13 protein-coding genes are annotated in these 15,649 nt (G+C 74.1%); 2 read left to right on the top strand and 11 right to left on the bottom strand.

What is annotated here, in order from left to right:
* Positions 1–10: 10 nt before the first annotated feature.
* The 6 genes from tsaB to glmS form a co-directional block, all read right to left on the bottom strand.
* Entirely contained in the window at positions 11–754 is a 744-nt protein-coding gene (tsaB, locus tag ABD080_RS09340; RefSeq protein WP_343904458.1) for a tRNA (adenosine(37)-N6)-threonylcarbamoyltransferase complex dimerization subunit type 1 TsaB, read from the bottom strand.
* Positions 754–1,332 (bottom strand): tRNA (adenosine(37)-N6)-threonylcarbamoyltransferase complex ATPase subunit type 1 TsaE, encoded by a 579-nt coding sequence (gene tsaE / locus ABD080_RS09335; protein ID WP_343904457.1) that lies wholly within the window; start codon positions 1,330–1,332, stop codon positions 754–756. Before tsaE ends, tsaB begins: the two co-directional genes overlap by 1 nt.
* A complete protein-coding gene (gene alr / locus ABD080_RS09330) occupies positions 1,329–2,477 on the bottom strand; it encodes an alanine racemase (protein ID WP_137770171.1) in 1,149 nt (382 codons plus the stop codon). The genes tsaE and alr overlap by 4 nt, the downstream gene beginning before the upstream one ends.
* A gap of 13 nt (positions 2,478–2,490) precedes the next feature.
* Positions 2,491–4,038: an NAD(P)H-hydrate dehydratase gene (locus ABD080_RS09325; RefSeq protein ID WP_343904456.1), complete on the bottom strand. Its 1,548-nt coding sequence runs from the start codon at positions 4,036–4,038 to the stop codon at positions 2,491–2,493.
* On the bottom strand, positions 4,035–4,532 hold the full coding sequence (locus tag ABD080_RS09320) for a holo-ACP synthase (RefSeq protein WP_343904455.1): 498 nt from the start codon (positions 4,530–4,532) through the stop codon (positions 4,035–4,037). Before ABD080_RS09320 ends, ABD080_RS09325 begins: the two co-directional genes overlap by 4 nt.
* 162 nt (positions 4,533–4,694) lie before the next feature.
* On the bottom strand, positions 4,695–6,563 hold the full coding sequence (glmS, locus tag ABD080_RS09315; RefSeq protein ID WP_137770168.1) for a glutamine--fructose-6-phosphate transaminase (isomerizing): 1,869 nt from the start codon (positions 6,561–6,563) through the stop codon (positions 4,695–4,697).
* 202 nt (positions 6,564–6,765) lie between these two features.
* Here glmS and coaA point away from each other — a divergent pair, with 202 nt between their 5' ends.
* Positions 6,766–7,722: a type I pantothenate kinase gene (gene coaA, locus ABD080_RS09310; RefSeq protein WP_137770167.1), complete on the top strand. Its 957-nt coding sequence runs from the start codon at positions 6,766–6,768 to the stop codon at positions 7,720–7,722.
* 238 nt (positions 7,723–7,960) lie between these two features.
* Here coaA and ABD080_RS09305 read toward each other — a convergent pair whose 3' ends face one another.
* Together ABD080_RS09305 and glmM are read right to left on the bottom strand one after the other, a co-directional pair.
* Positions 7,961–8,764 carry a hypothetical protein gene (locus tag ABD080_RS09305; RefSeq protein ID WP_343904454.1) on the bottom strand — a complete coding sequence of 268 codons (804 nt, stop codon included), beginning with the start codon at positions 8,762–8,764 and terminating at the stop codon, positions 7,961–7,963.
* A 41-nt stretch (positions 8,765–8,805) separates the two neighbouring features.
* Entirely contained in the window at positions 8,806–10,158 is a 1,353-nt protein-coding gene (gene glmM, locus ABD080_RS09300; protein ID WP_343904453.1) for a phosphoglucosamine mutase, read from the bottom strand.
* A 192-nt stretch (positions 10,159–10,350) separates the two neighbouring features.
* On the opposite strand from glmM, the gene ABD080_RS09295 reads away from it, so the two are divergent.
* The gene (locus tag ABD080_RS09295) at positions 10,351–13,704 is read left to right on the top strand and encodes a DEAD/DEAH box helicase (protein WP_343904452.1); all 3,354 of its coding nucleotides are present in this window, start codon (positions 10,351–10,353) and stop codon (positions 13,702–13,704) included.
* A gap of 16 nt (positions 13,705–13,720) precedes the next feature.
* On the opposite strand, the gene cynS is transcribed toward ABD080_RS09295, so the two are convergent.
* The 3 genes from cynS to rplM form a co-directional block, all read right to left on the bottom strand.
* Positions 13,721–14,215, bottom strand: coding sequence for a cyanase (cynS, locus tag ABD080_RS09290; protein WP_137770164.1), 495 nt, complete (start codon positions 14,213–14,215; stop codon positions 13,721–13,723).
* A gap of 226 nt (positions 14,216–14,441) precedes the next feature.
* Positions 14,442–14,942 (bottom strand): 30S ribosomal protein S9, encoded by a 501-nt coding sequence (rpsI, locus tag ABD080_RS09285; protein WP_137770163.1) that lies wholly within the window; start codon positions 14,940–14,942, stop codon positions 14,442–14,444.
* 49 nt (positions 14,943–14,991) lie between these two features.
* On the bottom strand, positions 14,992–15,435 hold the full coding sequence (gene rplM, locus ABD080_RS09280) for a 50S ribosomal protein L13 (protein WP_137770162.1): 444 nt from the start codon (positions 15,433–15,435) through the stop codon (positions 14,992–14,994).
* Between the last annotated feature and the right edge of the window lie 214 nt (positions 15,436–15,649).

Raw genomic sequence — 15,649 nt, 5'->3', positions numbered from 1 at the left:
GGGCCGGGCCTCAGCGGCCCAGCGCGCTCTTGCGCGCGGTGGGCTTCGCGGCGTCGGGCTCGCGCAGGTACAGCGGGGCCGTGTCGGTGAGGTCCTCGCCGCGGGCGACCAGCTGCGAGGCGACCTCGAGCAGGTGCCCGGCGTCCGCGTGCGCGAGCGACGAGGTCGCGGGCAGCAGCTCGGGGTACAGGGCGGCTCCGGAGCCCACGAGCAGGTCGCAGGCCGTGAGCTCGGCGGCGACGTCCGCCGGGGCGCCGACGGCGGGCCCGTGCTCGCGCACCAGGTCCCCGTCCTCCGTGCGGCGGTAGCGGGCGTGGTAGACCTCGCGGCGCCGGGCGTCGAGGGCGACCGCGACCGTGAGCGGTGCAGCGGTCCCGGCCTCGGGGCCGACGGCGGGCTCGTCGGAACCGGCCGCGGTGTCGGCCTCGGCGAGCGCCTCGTGCGCGAGCGCGTCGAGGGAGCAGACGCCCACGAGCGGCACGTCGAGCACCGCCGCGATCGTGCGCGCGACGACGAGCCCCACCCGCAGCCCGGTGAAGGGGCCGGGGCCGCGACCGGCGACGACGCCCGTGACCTCGGAGCGGGTGGCACCGGCCGCGGTGAGCACCTCGTCGACGAGGCCCAGCAGCACCTCGTCGTGATGGCGGGCGCGGTCGTCCCCGGCGACGGCGAGGACCTCGAGGGGGCCGTCGCCGAGGATGCCGCGGGCGGCGGCGACGCTCACGGCGCCGGAGGTGTCGATCCCGAGCAGCATCAGCGTGACTCCTCGTCCTCCGCCGCGATCGCGGCGGTCGGGGCAGTGGTGGTGGTGACGGAGAGCCCCGCGGAGCGCAGGGTCTCGGCGAGGTCGCCGCTGGCCGTCGCGACCCAGCGCGGGCCCTGCGGGGTCAGGCGGATCGTGCGCGGCTCCTCCGGGTCCTCCGGGTCGCCGTCCCAGATCTCCGGCCGCTCGAGCTCCACGAGCAGCCACGACTCCACGAGGTGCTCCACGCGGCCGCGGCCCCATTCGATGACGGTAACGGCGCGGTCGAGGTCCGCCTCGAGGTCGAGGTCGTCGAGGTCCTCCCCCGCGCCCAGCCGGTAGGCGTCGACGTGGACGAGGTCCGGGCCGCCGCTCAGCGCGGGATGGACCCGCTCGATGACGAAGGTCGGCGAGGCGACGGGACCGCGCACATCGAGCCCCGCCCCGAGGCCCTGGGTGAAGGTGGTCTTCCCGGCGCCGAGGGGGCCGTCGAGCACGAGCAGGTCACCGGCGCGGAGGACGCCTGCGAGGGCGCGGGCGAGGGTGCGGGTCCCCTCCGCGCGGTCCGTCGCGACGCAGAGCGTGGTCACGGGAGGACCTCGCGGGCCACGCGGCCGGAGACGGAGGTGAGCACCTCGTAGGGGATGGTGCCGGCGGCGCGCGCCCAGTCCTCCGCGGAGGGGGCGCCGGCGCCGAACAGGACGACCTCGTCCCCCGCACGGGCGGCGGAGTCCGGGCCGAGGTCCACGACGATCTGGTCCATGCTGATGCGGCCCACCTGCGGGGCGCGGACGTCACCCTCGGCGGTGCGCACGAGCACCTCGGCGCGTCCGCTCGCCGCGCGGTGCAGGCCGTCCGCGTAGCCGATCGGGACGAGGCCCAGCCGGGTCGCGCGGGAGGTGGCGTAGGTGCGGCCGTAGCCGACGCTCTGCCCCTCCGGCACCTCCTTCACCAGGGCGAGGCGGCTCGTGAGGCTCATGGCGGGGCGCAGCTCGAGGTCCGTCGGCACCGGGGCGTAGCCGTAGAGCGCGAGCCCGGGGCGCACGATGTCCCGGTGCAGGTCGGGGCGGGTGAGCGTCGCCGCGGAGTTCGCGAGGTGCTGCAGCGGGACGGGGCCCATCTCCTCGGCGAGGTCCGCGCAGGCGGCGTCGAAGATCTCGACCTGCGCGTCGGTCGCCGGGTCCGCCGGGTCGTCGGCGCTGGTCAGGTGGGTCCAGGCGGCGCCGATGCGGAGGTAGTCGTCCTCCTGGATCGCGGCGGCGATGCGGCGCACGTCCTGCGGGAGCACGCCGTTGCGGCCCATGCCGGTGTCGATCTTGAGGTGGAGGCGGGCGCGGCGGTCGGCCTGCCGGGCGGCCTCGGAGAGCAGCGAGACCATCTCGAAGGAGCCGACGGAGACGTTGACGCCGGCGCGCAGGGCCTCCGGCAGCACGGCCTTCGCGGTCTCCGGCTCGTAGAGCCAGGTGAGGATGTTGACGTCGAGGCCCGCGCGCGAGAGGGCGAGGGCGCTCGCGGGGTGGGCCACGCCGAGCCAGGTCGCGCCGCCCTCGAGGGCCGCGCGGGCGGCGGTGAGCATGCCGTGCCCGTAGCCGTCCGCCTTCACGACGGCCATCAGGGCGGTGTGCCCGGCGAGGGTGCCCGCGATGGCGCGGGTGTTCTCGGTGATGGCCGAGGGGTCCACGACGGCACGGTTCGGCACGTGCCGCGGGTCCTCCGCGGGGATCGGGATGGTCATGGTGCTCCTTCGCTCAGGGCAGGGCGTCCGCCAGGATAGCGGCGAGAGCGGCCGGGAGGTGGTCGGCGACGTCCAGGGCGACGAGGGGGACGAGGCCGTCGCGGGACGCGAGCCGGCCCGCGCGGCCGTGCAGCAGGGCGGCGAGGGCGGCGGCCTCGGGGCCGGGGAGACCGGCCGCGAGGAGGGTGCCGAGGATCCCCGCGAGCACGTCCCCGGTGCCGGCCGTCGCGAGCTGCGAGGTGGCGTCGTCCTGGGCGAGCAGCGGCCCGCCCGTGCGGCCCGGGGCGACGACGGTGACGGCGCCCTTGAGGAGCACCGTCGCGCCCGTGGTGCGGGCGAGTGCGCTGGCCAGCGCCGGGGCGCTCTGCTCGGGGTCGATCTCGAGGCGCTCCGCGAGACGGTCCGCCTCGCCGCGGTGCGGGGTCAGCACGATCTCCGATCCGAACCTGTCCTCGGGGCCGATCGCGCCGAGCGCGCCGGCGTCGATCACGCCGCGGCCCGGGCCGTGGGCGCCGCGTCGCAGCAGGGCCACGCCGGCCCGGGCGCGGGGGTCCTCCGGGGAGAGACCGGGGCCGACGACGAGCGCGTGGGTGCGGCCCGCCGCCTCGAGATCGATGACGGGCCGGGCGTGACCGGTCTCATGCGCGGGCGGCGTGGGGCTCTCGTGGCCCACGACCTCCGGCCGGCGGTGCAGCACGAGTTCGCGCACGCTCCCCGGGGCGAGCAGGCGCACCATGCCGGCGCCCGCGCGGGCGGCGCCGGAGACGGAGAGCACGGCCGCGCCGGGATAGTCGGGGCTGCCGGCGGCGAGGGCGACGACCCCGCGGCGGTACTTCGTGGACTCCGCCCCCGGGCGCGGGAACAGGGTGCGCACGTCGGCGTCGGTGAGCCGCTGGACCACGAGGCCGGGACCGGAGCTGGGCAGGTGCGGGTCCAGGCCCAGGTCCACGGGATGCACGGTCCCGGCGAGCGCGCTGCCGCCGGGGAGGAGGAGGCCCGCCTTCACCGCGCCGAAGGTGAGGGTGGCGCGGGCGGCGAGCGCCTCGGGGGCCGCCTCGCCGGTGGACGCGTCGAGGAAGCTCGGCTGGTCCACGGCGATCACGGGCAGGGAATGGCGGCGCACGGCGTCCAGCAGCGGGGCGATCGGGGCGGGCACCTCGGGCCGGCCGCCGATGCCGACGATCGCGTCGAGCACGAGGTCCATCTCGTCGAGGAGGTCGTCGAGGTCCCGCTCGGTCAGCTCGTCGAGGCGGTCGATCCGCCCGCCGGCCTCCCGCAGCGCCTGCGCCCCGCCCTCGTGCAGGCTCGTGCCGGTCGTGAGCGCCCGGGCCTGCACGCCGCGGCCGCGCAGCAGGGCGGCCGCGTGGAGGCCGTCCCCGCCGTTCGCGCCGGAGCCGGCGAGCACGAGCACGTGCCGGTCGCGCAGCGGGCCGCGCGGTTCGAGCAGCGCGGCGACGTGGGCGTCGATCGCGGCGGCGGCGCGCTGCATGAGCGGCTCGCCCGCGTCCAGGAGGGGACGCTCGGCGGAGCGGACGGCGGCGGCGGAGTAGCCGATGATCATCGCGGGACCTCGGTGTTCGCAGTCGGGGACGGCTCGGCACGCTCGGCGACGACGATCGCGGTGGCGATGTCGCCGTCGTGCGAGAGGGACAGGTGCAGGTGCGTCACCCCGAGCTCCTCCGCCGCGGCGAGGGTCGCGCCGCGCAGCACGAGATAGGGGCGGCGCACGGCGGTGCGCTGGACGGTGACGTCCTGCCAGGAGAAGTCGCCGGGATGGCCGAGGGCCTTGCCGACGGCCTCCTTCGCCGCCACCCGGGCCGCGCGGGAGGCGAGGGAGAGCTCGCGCTCCTCGGGGGCGAAGAGCCGCTCGCCGAGGGCGGGGGTGCGCTCGAGCAGGCCCTCGAGCCGCGAGATCTGGGCGACGTCGATGCCGACGCCGACGATCCGGCCGTCCTCGCGGGGCGGGAATGCGCGGCCCTCGGCGATCGACGCGTCGGCGGTGCCGGTGGCGGTGCGGCCGGAGGCGGTGCCCCCGGGCTCGGAAGAGGTGCTCACCCTCGCAGTATCACACCCGCTCCCCCGCCCGTGCAGGCCCGCCGGCCCGCAGCAGGACGGCCGGCCCACCACCCCGGGAGGGGTGACGGACCGGCCGTCGGGCGCGCCGCGGAGGCGCTGACGGGTGCGCCGCCCTCAGCGGCGCGCCCCGTCGTCAGCGGGTCACTCGACCGTCACCGACTTCGCGAGGTTGCGCGGCTGGTCGACGTCCAGGCCCTTCGCGGCGGCGAGGGCGCACGAGAAGATCTGCAGCGGGATCACCGTGAGCAGCGGGGCGAAGAGCGTGCGGGTCGCCGGGACGCGCAGCACCACGTCCGAGTACGGGAGCACGTCCTCGTCGCCCTCCTCCGCGATCACCAGGGTGCGGGCGCCGCGGGCGCGCACCTCCTGGATGTTCGAGACGACCTTCGAGTGCAGGGAGTCGCGACCGCGCGGGGACGGCACGATGACGAAGACCGGCTGCCCCTCGTCGACCAGGGCGATCGGCCCGTGCTTGAGCTCGCCGGCGGCGAAGCCCTCCGCGTGGATGTAGGCGATCTCCTTGAGCTTGAGCGCCCCCTCGAGCGCCGTCGGGTAGCCGACGTGGCGGCCCAGGAACAGCACGCTCGTGGTGTCCTTCATCGACCGCGCGAGCTCCTCGACGGCGCCCGCTCCGTCGAGCACGGTCTGCACGTGCGCGGGGAGCTGCTCGAGGTCCTCCATGAGGGCCGCGATCTCGTCGGGGAAGAGGTTCCCGCGCACCTGGGCGAGGTACAGGCCCAGGAGGTAGCAGGCGGTGATCTGGCCGAGGTACGCCTTCGTCGAGGCGACCGCGATCTCGGGGCCCACGTGGAGGTACAGGGCGGCGTCGGCCTCGCGCGGGATCGTCGAGCCGTAGGTGTTGCAGATCGCGACGACCTTCGCGCCCTGCTCCTGCGCGTGACGCATGGCCATGAGGGTGTCCATAGTCTCGCCGGACTGGGAGATCGCGACGACGAGGGTCTTCTCGGTGACGATCGGGTCGCGGTAGCGGAACTCGTGGGCGAGCTCGACCTCGGTGGGGATGCGGCACCAGTGCTCGATCGCGTACTTCGCGACGTTGCCGGCGTTCGCGGCGGTGCCGCACGCGACGACGATGATCTTGTCGATGCTGCGCAGCACCGACTCGTCGATGCTCATCTCGTCGAGGTGGAGGGCGCCGCTGTCGATGCGGCCGCGGAGGGTGTCCGCGACGGCGGTCGCCTGCTCGTGGATCTCCTTGGCCATGAAGGAGTCGTAGCCGCCCTTCTGTGCGGCGGCGACGTCCCAGGCGATCGTGTACTGCTTCTTCTCGGTGACCTCGGTGCCCTCGAAGTCGGTGACGGCGACGTCGTCCGCGGTGACGGTGACGACCTGGTCCTGACCGATCTCGAGCGCCTCGCGGGTGTTGTCCACGAAGGCGGCGACGTCGGAGCCGAGGTAGTTCTCGCCCTCGCCGAGGCCCACGACGAGCGGGGAGTTGCGGCGGGCGGCGACGACGCGGTCCGGCTGGTCGCGGTGGATGGCGAGGAGGGTGAAGGCGCCCTCGAGCTGGACCGCGGCGGCGCGCAGGGCGAGGGTGAGGTCGCCGGTGCGCTGCATCTCGCGGGCCACGAGATGCGCGGCGGCCTCGGAGTCAGTCTCGGAGCGGAAGGTGTAGCCGTCGGCCTCGAGGGAGGTGCGGAGGGCGGCGAAGTTCTCGATGATGCCGTTGTGGACGAGGGCGAGCTCGTCGTCCTTGCCGCCCAGGTGGGGGTGGGCGTTCTCGTCGGTCGGCGCGCCGTGGGTGGCCCAGCGGGTGTGGCCGATCGCGACCGCGGAGGTCGGGACGTCCTGTCCCTCGAGCACCCCGCGGAGGTTCTTCAGCTTGCCCTTGGCCTTCGCGACGCGCACCTCGGAGCCGTCGAGGACGGCGACGCCCGCGGAGTCGTATCCGCGGTACTCGAGACGGGCGAGGCCCTGGAGGGCCACGTCGACGGGACGGGAGGAGGGGGAGGCGGGGCGCTGGCCCACGTAACCGACGATTCCACACATGGGGACGAACGTAGCGCCCCGGGAGGCCCCGGACCCCACCGGATCGCCGCAGGTCACGAGTGTTCGCTCACGCTTCACCCTCCTCGTGACCGGTCGTGACGGGCGGTGCGCACGCCCGTGCACGATCGCGCAGGGGTGCGGCGTGGGTCTCACCGGCGCGGGAGTGACGGGGGCACGGGCGGGCGGCTGGAAGAATCGCCCCATGAGACCCGCCGCCGCGTCGAGTGCCGTCACCCCCTTCCTCGAGATCCCCCGCGAGGACTGGGCGAGGCTCTCCCGGCAGACCCCGCTCCCCCTGGACGCGCGGGACGTCGACAACCTCCGCGGCCTCGGCGACATGATCGACCTGAGCGAGGTCGACGCCGTGTACCGGCCGATCTCCCGCCTGCTGAACATCCAGGTCGCCCAGGCGCAGCGCCTGCGCCGCTCGCGCGGGGACTTCCTCGGCGAGCAGCAGGTGCGCACCCCGTACGTCATCGGCGTCGCCGGCTCGGTCGCGGTCGGCAAGTCGACGACGGCCCGCCTGCTGCGCGAGCTCATGGCCCGTTGGCCGGACACTCCCCGCGTGCAGCTCGTGACGACCGACGGCTTCCTGCTCCCCAACGCGGAGCTCGAGGCCCGCGGGATCATGCACCGCAAGGGCTTCCCCGAGAGCTACGACCGGCGCCGGCTGCTGCGCTTCGTCGCGGACGTCAAGGCCGGGGTCGAGCGCGTCGAGGCGCCCGTGTACTCGCACCTCGTCTACGACATCGTGCCCGACGAGCGCGTCGTCGTGGAGAGCCCCGACGTGCTCATCCTCGAGGGCCTGAACGTGCTCCAGCCCGCGCGGCCGCGGCGCGACGGCCGGCTCGGCATGGCCGTCTCCGACTTCTTCGACTACTCCGTCTACGTCGACGCCCGCGGCGAGGACGTGCAGCGCTGGTACGTGGACCGCTTCCTCGCCCTGCGCCGCACCGCCTTCTCCGACCCGCGCTCGTACTTCCGTCGCTACGCGGAGCTCACGGACGAGGAGGCGGTCGAGACGGCGCTGCGGATCTGGCACACGATCAACGGGCCGAACCTCTCCGAGAACGTGCTGCCCACCCGCGGCCGCGCCGACCTCGTGCTGCGCAAGGACGCCCAGCACCGCGTGCAGAACGTGCTCCTGCGCAAGGTCTGAGCGCCCGCACCAGCACTCGCGCCCCCACCCGTCCCCGCGCCCGCCCACACCCACGCACCCACGCACCCACGCACCCGCGCAGAACGGGGATGGTCCGATTCCCTTCCAGATCCACCATCGATCTGGAACAGAATCGGACCTTCGGCAATTGCGCGCGAGCGCCGGGCTCGCGGGAACGCCGCACAGGGAGCGCTGGGCTCGCGGGAGCGCCGGGCTCGTGGGAAAGCCCGGCCCCGGTTCAGTCGAAGGCCGGGTCCTGTTCGAGCCGGTCTGCCAGCAGCCGCTCCGCAGGACGCAGCGAGCTCAGGGCGAGCGGCTCGTCGACGCCGGGGACCATCCCACCGCCCCACCAGCGGACGGTGCCGGGCCACCAGACGACGGTCCCGTGCGCGGCATACGGGTGGGAGGCGTCGTGCACCTCTCCCCAGCGGGCCCTGATCCCGTCGTCCTCCTCGCGACGCAGCGGAGGACGCTCGAGCAGGCGCAGCAGCGCTCCGCCGCGCCGGGCGTGCCAGGAGGGCTGGGCGAGATCCGCGGGCGCGCCGTCGTCCAGGATCCCGGGGAGGAGCAGCACCTCGGCGTCCTCGGCGAGCGGCGCAGGTTCGCTCTCGATCGACCGGCGCAGCAGCTCGGCGAGACCGCCGATGATCGCCCCCTCCGGGCCCGGTGGCGGGTCGAGGTGCCACTGCGCGGGCGCGGACGGCGCCAGGGCCGAGTGGGCGAGGGGCAGGTCCTCGTCGTCGAGGTCCTTGCGCTCGAACCAGACGTCGAGCTCCGACGTCGTCGAGTCCTGCCCGAGCAGCACGGACGGCACCCGGGCATCCGAGGACGGGGGATCGTCGGGCCAGGTGCGCAGGGAGCGGCCGTCGTCGGCGATCCGATATCGCAGCCGCAGGGCGAACTCCCCGCCGGCCTCCCCACCGACCTCGAGCGCGAGCATTGCCGCGCCGGGCCGCAAGGGTGTGGATCCGGCCATGGAGAGCACAGGCCACGGCTGCCACCACGTGCTCACCGCGACGGCGCGCGGCGTCCGCTCCGTCATCCCGTGACCTTCAGATCAGCCGCGCCGTCGGTGCCCCGCGCTCAGAGCGCGAGGCGCTCCTGGACGACGGCGGCGAGGCGCTCGGCGACGGCGGTCGCGGTCTCGTCGGTGGGGGCCTCGACCATGACACGGACGACGGGCTCGGTGCCCGAGGGGCGCAGCAGCACGCGGCCGCTCTCGCCGAGCTCCGCCTCCGCCGCGGCGACCGCGTCGCGCACCTCGTGGTCGATCGTCGCGCGGGCCTTGTCGACGCCCTTGACGTTGATGAGCGCCTGCGGGAGGCGGGACATGACGCCCGCGAGCTCGCGGGCGGAGGTGCCGGTCGCGGCGATGCGCTGCAGCAGGTGGAGGGCGGTGAGCTCGCCGTCGCCGGTGGTGGCGTGCTCGGCGAGGATCACGTGGCCGGACTGCTCGCCGCCCACGGAGTACCCGCCGAGGTTCATCTCCTCGAGCACGTAGCGGTCCCCCACGCCGGTCTGGGCGAGGGTGATGCCCTGCTCCTTCATGGCGAGCTTGAGGCCGAGGTTGCTCATGACGGTGACGACGAGGGTGTCGTCGTGGAGCTTGCCGCGCTCCTTGAGGTCCAGGGCGAGGATCGCCATGATCTGGTCGCCGTCGACCGGCTCGCCGTCGGCCGCGACCGCGAGGCAGCGGTCCGCGTCGCCGTCGAAGGCCACGCCGAGGTCCGCGCCGTGCTCGAGCACCGCGGCCTGCAGCGGGCCGAGGTGCGTGGAGCCCACGCCGTCGTTGATGAGGCCGCCGTCGGAGCGGTCGCCGATCACGTGGACGGTCGCGCCGGTGCGGCGCAGCGCCTCCGGCCCGGAGACCGAGGCCGCGCCGTTCGCGCAGTCGGCGACCACGGTGAGGCCCGTGAGCGGGCGGTCGAGGGTCGAGACGAGATGCTCGACGTACTGCTCGACGGCGTTCTCGAAGGGGCGGATGGTGCCGACGGCGGTGCCCTGCGGGCGCTCCCACTCCTCGCCGAGCCGCGCCTCGATCGCGTCCTCGACCTCGTCGGGCAGCTTCACGCCGCCGCGGGCGAAGAACTTGATGCCGTTGTCCGGGGCCGGGTTGTGGGAGGCGGAGATCATGACGCCGAGGTCCGCACCGGTGGACTGCACGAGGAAGGCGAGGCCCGGGGTCGCGATGATGCCCGCGTCGAGCACGTCGACCCCTGCGGAGGCGAGGCCCGCGCTCACCGCGGCGGCGAGGAAGTCGCCCGAGGGGCGGGTGTCCCGGCCGACGATCGCAACGGGCTTCCTCCCGTCCGCCTCGAAGGCGCCGAAGGTCCCCAGCACGTGGGCGGCGCCCACCGACAGCTCGACCGCGAGCTCCGCGGTGATGTCGTCGTTCGCGCGTCCGCGCACGCCGTCGGTGCCGAAGAGTCGAGCCATGAGGAGGGTCCTTCCGAGATGCGGGGCCCTGCGCGGCCTGCGCGGGCGGAACGGCACCGACTGTAGCGCCCGGGGCTCCCCCGGCGCCCCGGGCGCGCCTCGCGTGGTCGTGCTCACGCCGCCCCCGTCGGCCCGCCGTGAGCCCTCCCCCGGATGCGCCGTGAGGGCTCCGCGCTCGATACGCTGTCCCCTATGCCTTCGTCGGCCTCCTCCGCCTCCACCCCGCCCTCCGCCGCCGCGCCGCTGCCGCACGTGCCGCCGCTCGCGATCAGCCAGGCGGTGGGCGACGCCGCCGCCGGCCGCGGCCTCGAGTACTCGCGACAGAAGCGGGTGATCTCCCTGGACTGGGATCGCGCTGCGGGCCGCGCCGAGGCGGAGGTCGAGGGGATGAGCGACCGCTACCGGGTCGTCGTCGAGCTGCGCGAGTACGAGGAGGACGCCGTCTCCCGCCGCTTCTGGCGCCCCACGGCGGGCGGCATCTGGCGGCCCACCGGCTCCCGCTGCACGTGCCCCGTCTCCCGCGACTGCAAGCACGTCGCGGCGACCCTGTACGCGCTCGACGCGCGCGCCGAGGAGCAGGATCGCGAGCACCCGCCGTCGGAGTGGCGCTCCGTGCTGCGCCCCCTGCTCGGCGAGGAGGCCGCCGAGGAGACGACGCCGCAGCCGCTCGCCCTGCGCTTCGACCTCGCGGCCGCGCCGCTGCAGGGCCGCGGCGCGCGGATCGGCCGGGAGGACGTCACCGCGGAGCACCTCGCGTCCGGCTCGCCGCTCTCCCTCAGCATGCGCCCGCTGATCATGGGCCGGAAGGGCAGCTGGATCAAGGGCGGCATCTCCTGGCGCACCTTCGAGTACCGCGTGCACTCGACCGCCTACGACCCCGCCCATGCGGAGGCGCTCACCCGGATCTTCGCGGCGGCCTCCGCCGAGCGCTCCTACGCGGTGGGCGCGATCGAGCAGCTGTGGATCAACCAGATCGGCTCGCCGCTGCTGTGGCAGGCCCTCGCCCACGCGCGCGACGTCGGCGTCGCCTTCCTCCCCGGCAGCGCGCTCACGGGCCTCTCGCTCGCCGGCTCCGCCGCGGTCACGGTGGACCTGCGCAGCACCGGCGAGGACGCACCGCTCGTCGTCCAACCGCTCGTCACGATCGACGACGTGCCCGCCCCGCACGCCCGCCCGCTCGGCAGCGCCGGCATCATCGACCTGGACCCCGAGCGCGCCGAGCCCGCGCCGAAGGGCGACGGCGTGCGCCTCCCGGCCCGGATCGCCCCCGCCGGCAGCCCGATCCCCACCGCCATGCAGCGCCTCTTCCAGCGCACCTCTCCGCTCGAGGTGCCACCCGCCGAGCGCGAGGAGTTCCTCGAGGTCGCCTACCCGCACCTGCGCGCCACGACGGCCGTGACCAGCTCCGACGGCAGCGTCGAGATGCCCGCGGTGCGCCCTGCGACGCTGCGCCTCGCCGCCGCCTACGCCGAGGGCGACCGCCTGGACCTCAGCTGGTCCTGGCAGTACCACGACCCCTCGCGCACCCTCCCCATCGACCGCCGCCAGGGCGTGCGCCGCGACGTGGAGCACGAGGACGCGGTGCTCGAGGCGGCCCGCTCCCTGTGGGCGCAGGCCGGGCGCGACGCGACCGAGCACCTCTCCGGTCCGGACACGGCCGCCTTCACCGAGCACGTCCTCGACGCGCTCGGCGCCCTCGACCACGTCGAGGCGCGGATCGTCGGCACCCGCCACGCCTACCGCGAGCTCGACGGCTCCCCGCAGGTGCGCGTGAACCAGTGGCCCACCCCCGGCAAGAACGACTGGTTCGACCTGGGCTTCGAGATCACGGTCGACGGCCGCACGATCCCCTTCCCCACCCTGTTCACGGCCCTCGCGACCGGCCAGGGCCGGCTCATGCTCCCGGACCGCACCTACTTCTCCCTCGACAACCCCGTCTTCGACCGGCTCCGCGAGCTGATCGGCGAGGGCGAGGCGCTCGCCGAGTGGAACCCCCACCAGCAGCAGATCAGCCGCTACCAGGTGGACATGTGGGAGGACATCACCGCGATCGCCGAGGAGGCCCGGGCGAGCGCCGAGTGGGAGCGCAGCGTGGGCGCCCTCGCGCGCCTCACGGAGATCACCGCCCCGCCGCTGCCCGCCGCCCTCACGGCGACCCTGCGCCCCTACCAGGAGGAGGGCTTCGCCTGGCTCGCCTTCCTGCTCGAACACGGCCTGGGCGGCGTGCTCGCGGACGACATGGGCCTCGGCAAGACGGTCCAGACCCTCGCCCTGCTCGCCCACGCCCGGGCGAAGGATCCGACCGCCCCGCCCTTCCTCGTCGTCGCGCCGTCCTCCGTGCTCGGCGTGTGGCGCGCGGAGGCGGAGCGCTTCACGCCCTCGCTCAAGGTCGTCGTCGTGGACCGCACGGCCCGCGCCCGCGGCACCGACGTCTCCCGTGAGATCCTCGGCGCGGACCTCGTCGTCACCAGCTACACGGTGCTCCGGATCGACGCCGAGGAGTTCACGGCGCTGGACTTCCAGGCGCTCGTGCTCGACGAGGCGCAGTTCGTGAAGAACCGCCGCTCCCGCTCCCACCAGGTCGCCGCGGAGATCCGCGCCTCCTTCCGGCTCGCGATCACGGGCACCCCGATGGAGAACACCCTCGAGGACCTCTGGTCGATCCTCGCGCTCGCCACCCCGGGACTGTTCCCCTCCGCGATCGCCTTCCGCCAGCGCTACACCGCGCCGATCGAGTCCGGGGAGCACCCGGAGCGGATGGAGGAGCTGCGCTCCCGCGTGCGGCCCTTCCTGCTGCGCCGCACCAAGGAGCTCGTCGCGAAGGACCTCCCGCCCAAGCACGAGCAGGTGCTCACGGTGACGCTCTCCGAGCAGCACCGCGCCCTGTACGACTCGATCCTGCAGCGGGAGCGCAAGAAGGTCCTCGGGCTCATCGAGGAGGACCTCGACCGCAACCGCTTCATCGTCTTCCGCTCCCTCACCCTGCTGCGGATGATGGCGCTGGACCCGTCGATCGTCGACGCGGAGGCGCACGGCGACGTCGCCAGCTCGAAGCTCGAGGCGCTGTTCGACCGCCTCGACGAGGTGGTCGACGGGCATCGGGTGCTGCTGTTCAGCCAGTTCACCTCGCACCTGCGGCACGTGGCCGACGAGCTGGACATGCGCGGCATCCGCTACGCCTACCTCGACGGCTCCACGAAGGACCGCGACGCCGTGGTCACCACGTTCCGCGAGGGGGACGCGCCGGTCTTCCTCATCTCCCTCAAGGCGGGCGGCTTCGGCCTGACCCTCACGGAGGCGGACTACGTGTTCCTGCTGGACCCGTGGTGGAACCCGGCCGCGGAGAACCAGGCCGTGGACCGCGCCCACCGCATCGGCCAGGACCGCACCGTCATGGTGTACCGCATGGTCGCGGAGGACACGATCGAGGAGAAGGTGCTCGCCCTGCAGCAGCGCAAGGCGGAGCTGTTCGAGGCGCTCACGGAGGGCGGCGGCGCCTTCGCCCGCGGCATCAGCGCGGACGACATCCGCGAGCTGCTCGCCTGAGCCGGGGCGGCCCCGCTCAGGCCTCCGAGGAGACCCAGTCGTAGGACAGGAACTTCCCGTCGATGGTGAGCACGACGCGGTCCCCACCTGGGTGCTCGCCCCGGCGCAGGTCGATCGAGCAGTTGATGGCGCTCATGATCCCGTCGCCGAACTCCTCGTGGATCAGCGCCTTCAGGGCCGGTCCGTACACCTGGATCAGCTCCTGGAACCGGTAGATCGTCGGGTCGCTGAGCGCAGCGTGATCGGCGATGCGGGTGGGCTGGCGACGCAGGGCGGCGACGAGCGCCGGCTCCAGGCCCAGGGCCTCTCGCAGCACCTCGGCCTCCTGCGACGGCACGGGGTGCGCGCCGAGCACGGCTGCGGTGAGCCAGACGGCCGGCCGTCCCGTGCGCTCGGCGAGCTCGGCCCAGGTGATCCCGCGTTCGCGGCGCCGCTCGTCGATCAGCTCCCCCGCCCGGCTCTTGCCGACGGGCTCCGGTGCTGCGTTGCTGGGCGTCCCCGAGGTGGTCATCGGTGGGTCCTCTCGTCTCCGACAGTGATCGAGCGGCCAGGATGCGCGCCGCCGTCGGCGCCGGGGACTGCGGTCCGCCCTGCGTGCACGGAGGTCTCGGTCCGGTCTCATCCCGGGGCCGACGGCGCCCCGCGCGGCCCCGGGGACGCGGAAGGGCCCCGCCACCCGGAGGTGGCGGGGCCCTTCGCAGCCGAGCGCTCGAGCGCTCGAGGCGGCGATCCGGGGATCAGCGCTTCGAGAACTGCGAGGCCTTGCGGGCCTTCTTGAGGCCGGCCTTCTTGCGCTCGATGACGCGCGCGTCGCGCGTCAGGAAGCCGGCCTTCTTCAGGGTCGCGCGGTTGGCGTCCTGATCGATCTCGTTGAGCGCGCGGGAGACGCCGAGGCGCAGCGCACCGGCCTGGCCCGAGGGGCCACCGCCGGAGATGCGGGCGACGACGTCGAAGCGGCCCTGCAGATCGAGCACCTTGAAGGGGTCGTTGACCTCCTGCTGGTGCACCTTGTTCGGGAAGTAGTCCTCGAGCGTGCGGCCGTTGACGGTCCACTGGCCGGAGCCGGGGATCAGACGGACGCGGGCGATGGCCTCCTTGCGGCGGCCGGTGCCGTACCCGGGCGCGATGGCCGACTGGCCGGAGCCGACGGCCTCCTCGCCGGTGGACTCGGTGGTGAAGGTCGAGGGAGCCGACTCGTCAGTGACGGTCTCGAGGTCCTCGTGGGTGGTCTCGGTCACGGTTCTCCTAGATGTTTTCCGTGCAGTGAGCGGCAGCGGCGGGGGCCGCTTACTGCGCCACCTGGTCGATGGTGAAGGGGACGGGCTGCTGGGCCGCGTGCGGGTGCTCGCCGCCCGCGTAGACCTTCAGCTTCTTGAGCTGCTGGTCGGCCAGCTTGTTCTTGGGGAGCATGCCCTTGATGGCCTTCTCCACCGCGCGCTCCGGATGCGTCTCGAGGAGCTCGGAGTAGGGGGTGCTCCGGAGGCCGCCCGGGTAGCCGGAGTGGCGGTAGGCCAGCTTGGCCTCACGCTTGTTCCCGGTCAGGGCGACCTTCTCGGCGTTGATGATGATCACGAAGTCGCCTGCATCCACGTGGGGTGCGAAGACCGGCTTGTGCTTGCCCCGCAGCAGCTGAGCAGCCTGGGAAGCGAGCCGGCCGAGGACGACATCCGTTGCGTCGATGACGTACCAGGAACGCTCGACATCGTCGGGCTTCGGGGTGAACGTACGCACTCGTGCCTTCTTCTCTCGTCGGAGTGCCCGTCGAGCTCGTTGCTCGCGGGGCACGTTTCGATGGACCGTGGACACGCTTCCTTCGAAAAAAGCATGGCCTTCTCGTCGAGCCCGTCCCGTTCCGCCCACGATGCGGCGACGGTCCTGGATGCGGGTGAGACCCCTCCTCGCGCCGGAAAGCAGGTTTCGGCAGCGGAGCAGAGCGCACATCAAG

Origin of the sequence: Brachybacterium rhamnosum (assembly GCF_039526185.1) — a bacterium.
GTDB lineage: Bacteria > Actinomycetota > Actinomycetes > Actinomycetales > Dermabacteraceae > Brachybacterium > Brachybacterium rhamnosum.
The sequence above is the reverse complement of the archived record's forward strand: the minus strand, read 5'-3'. Positions and strand labels throughout refer to the sequence as shown.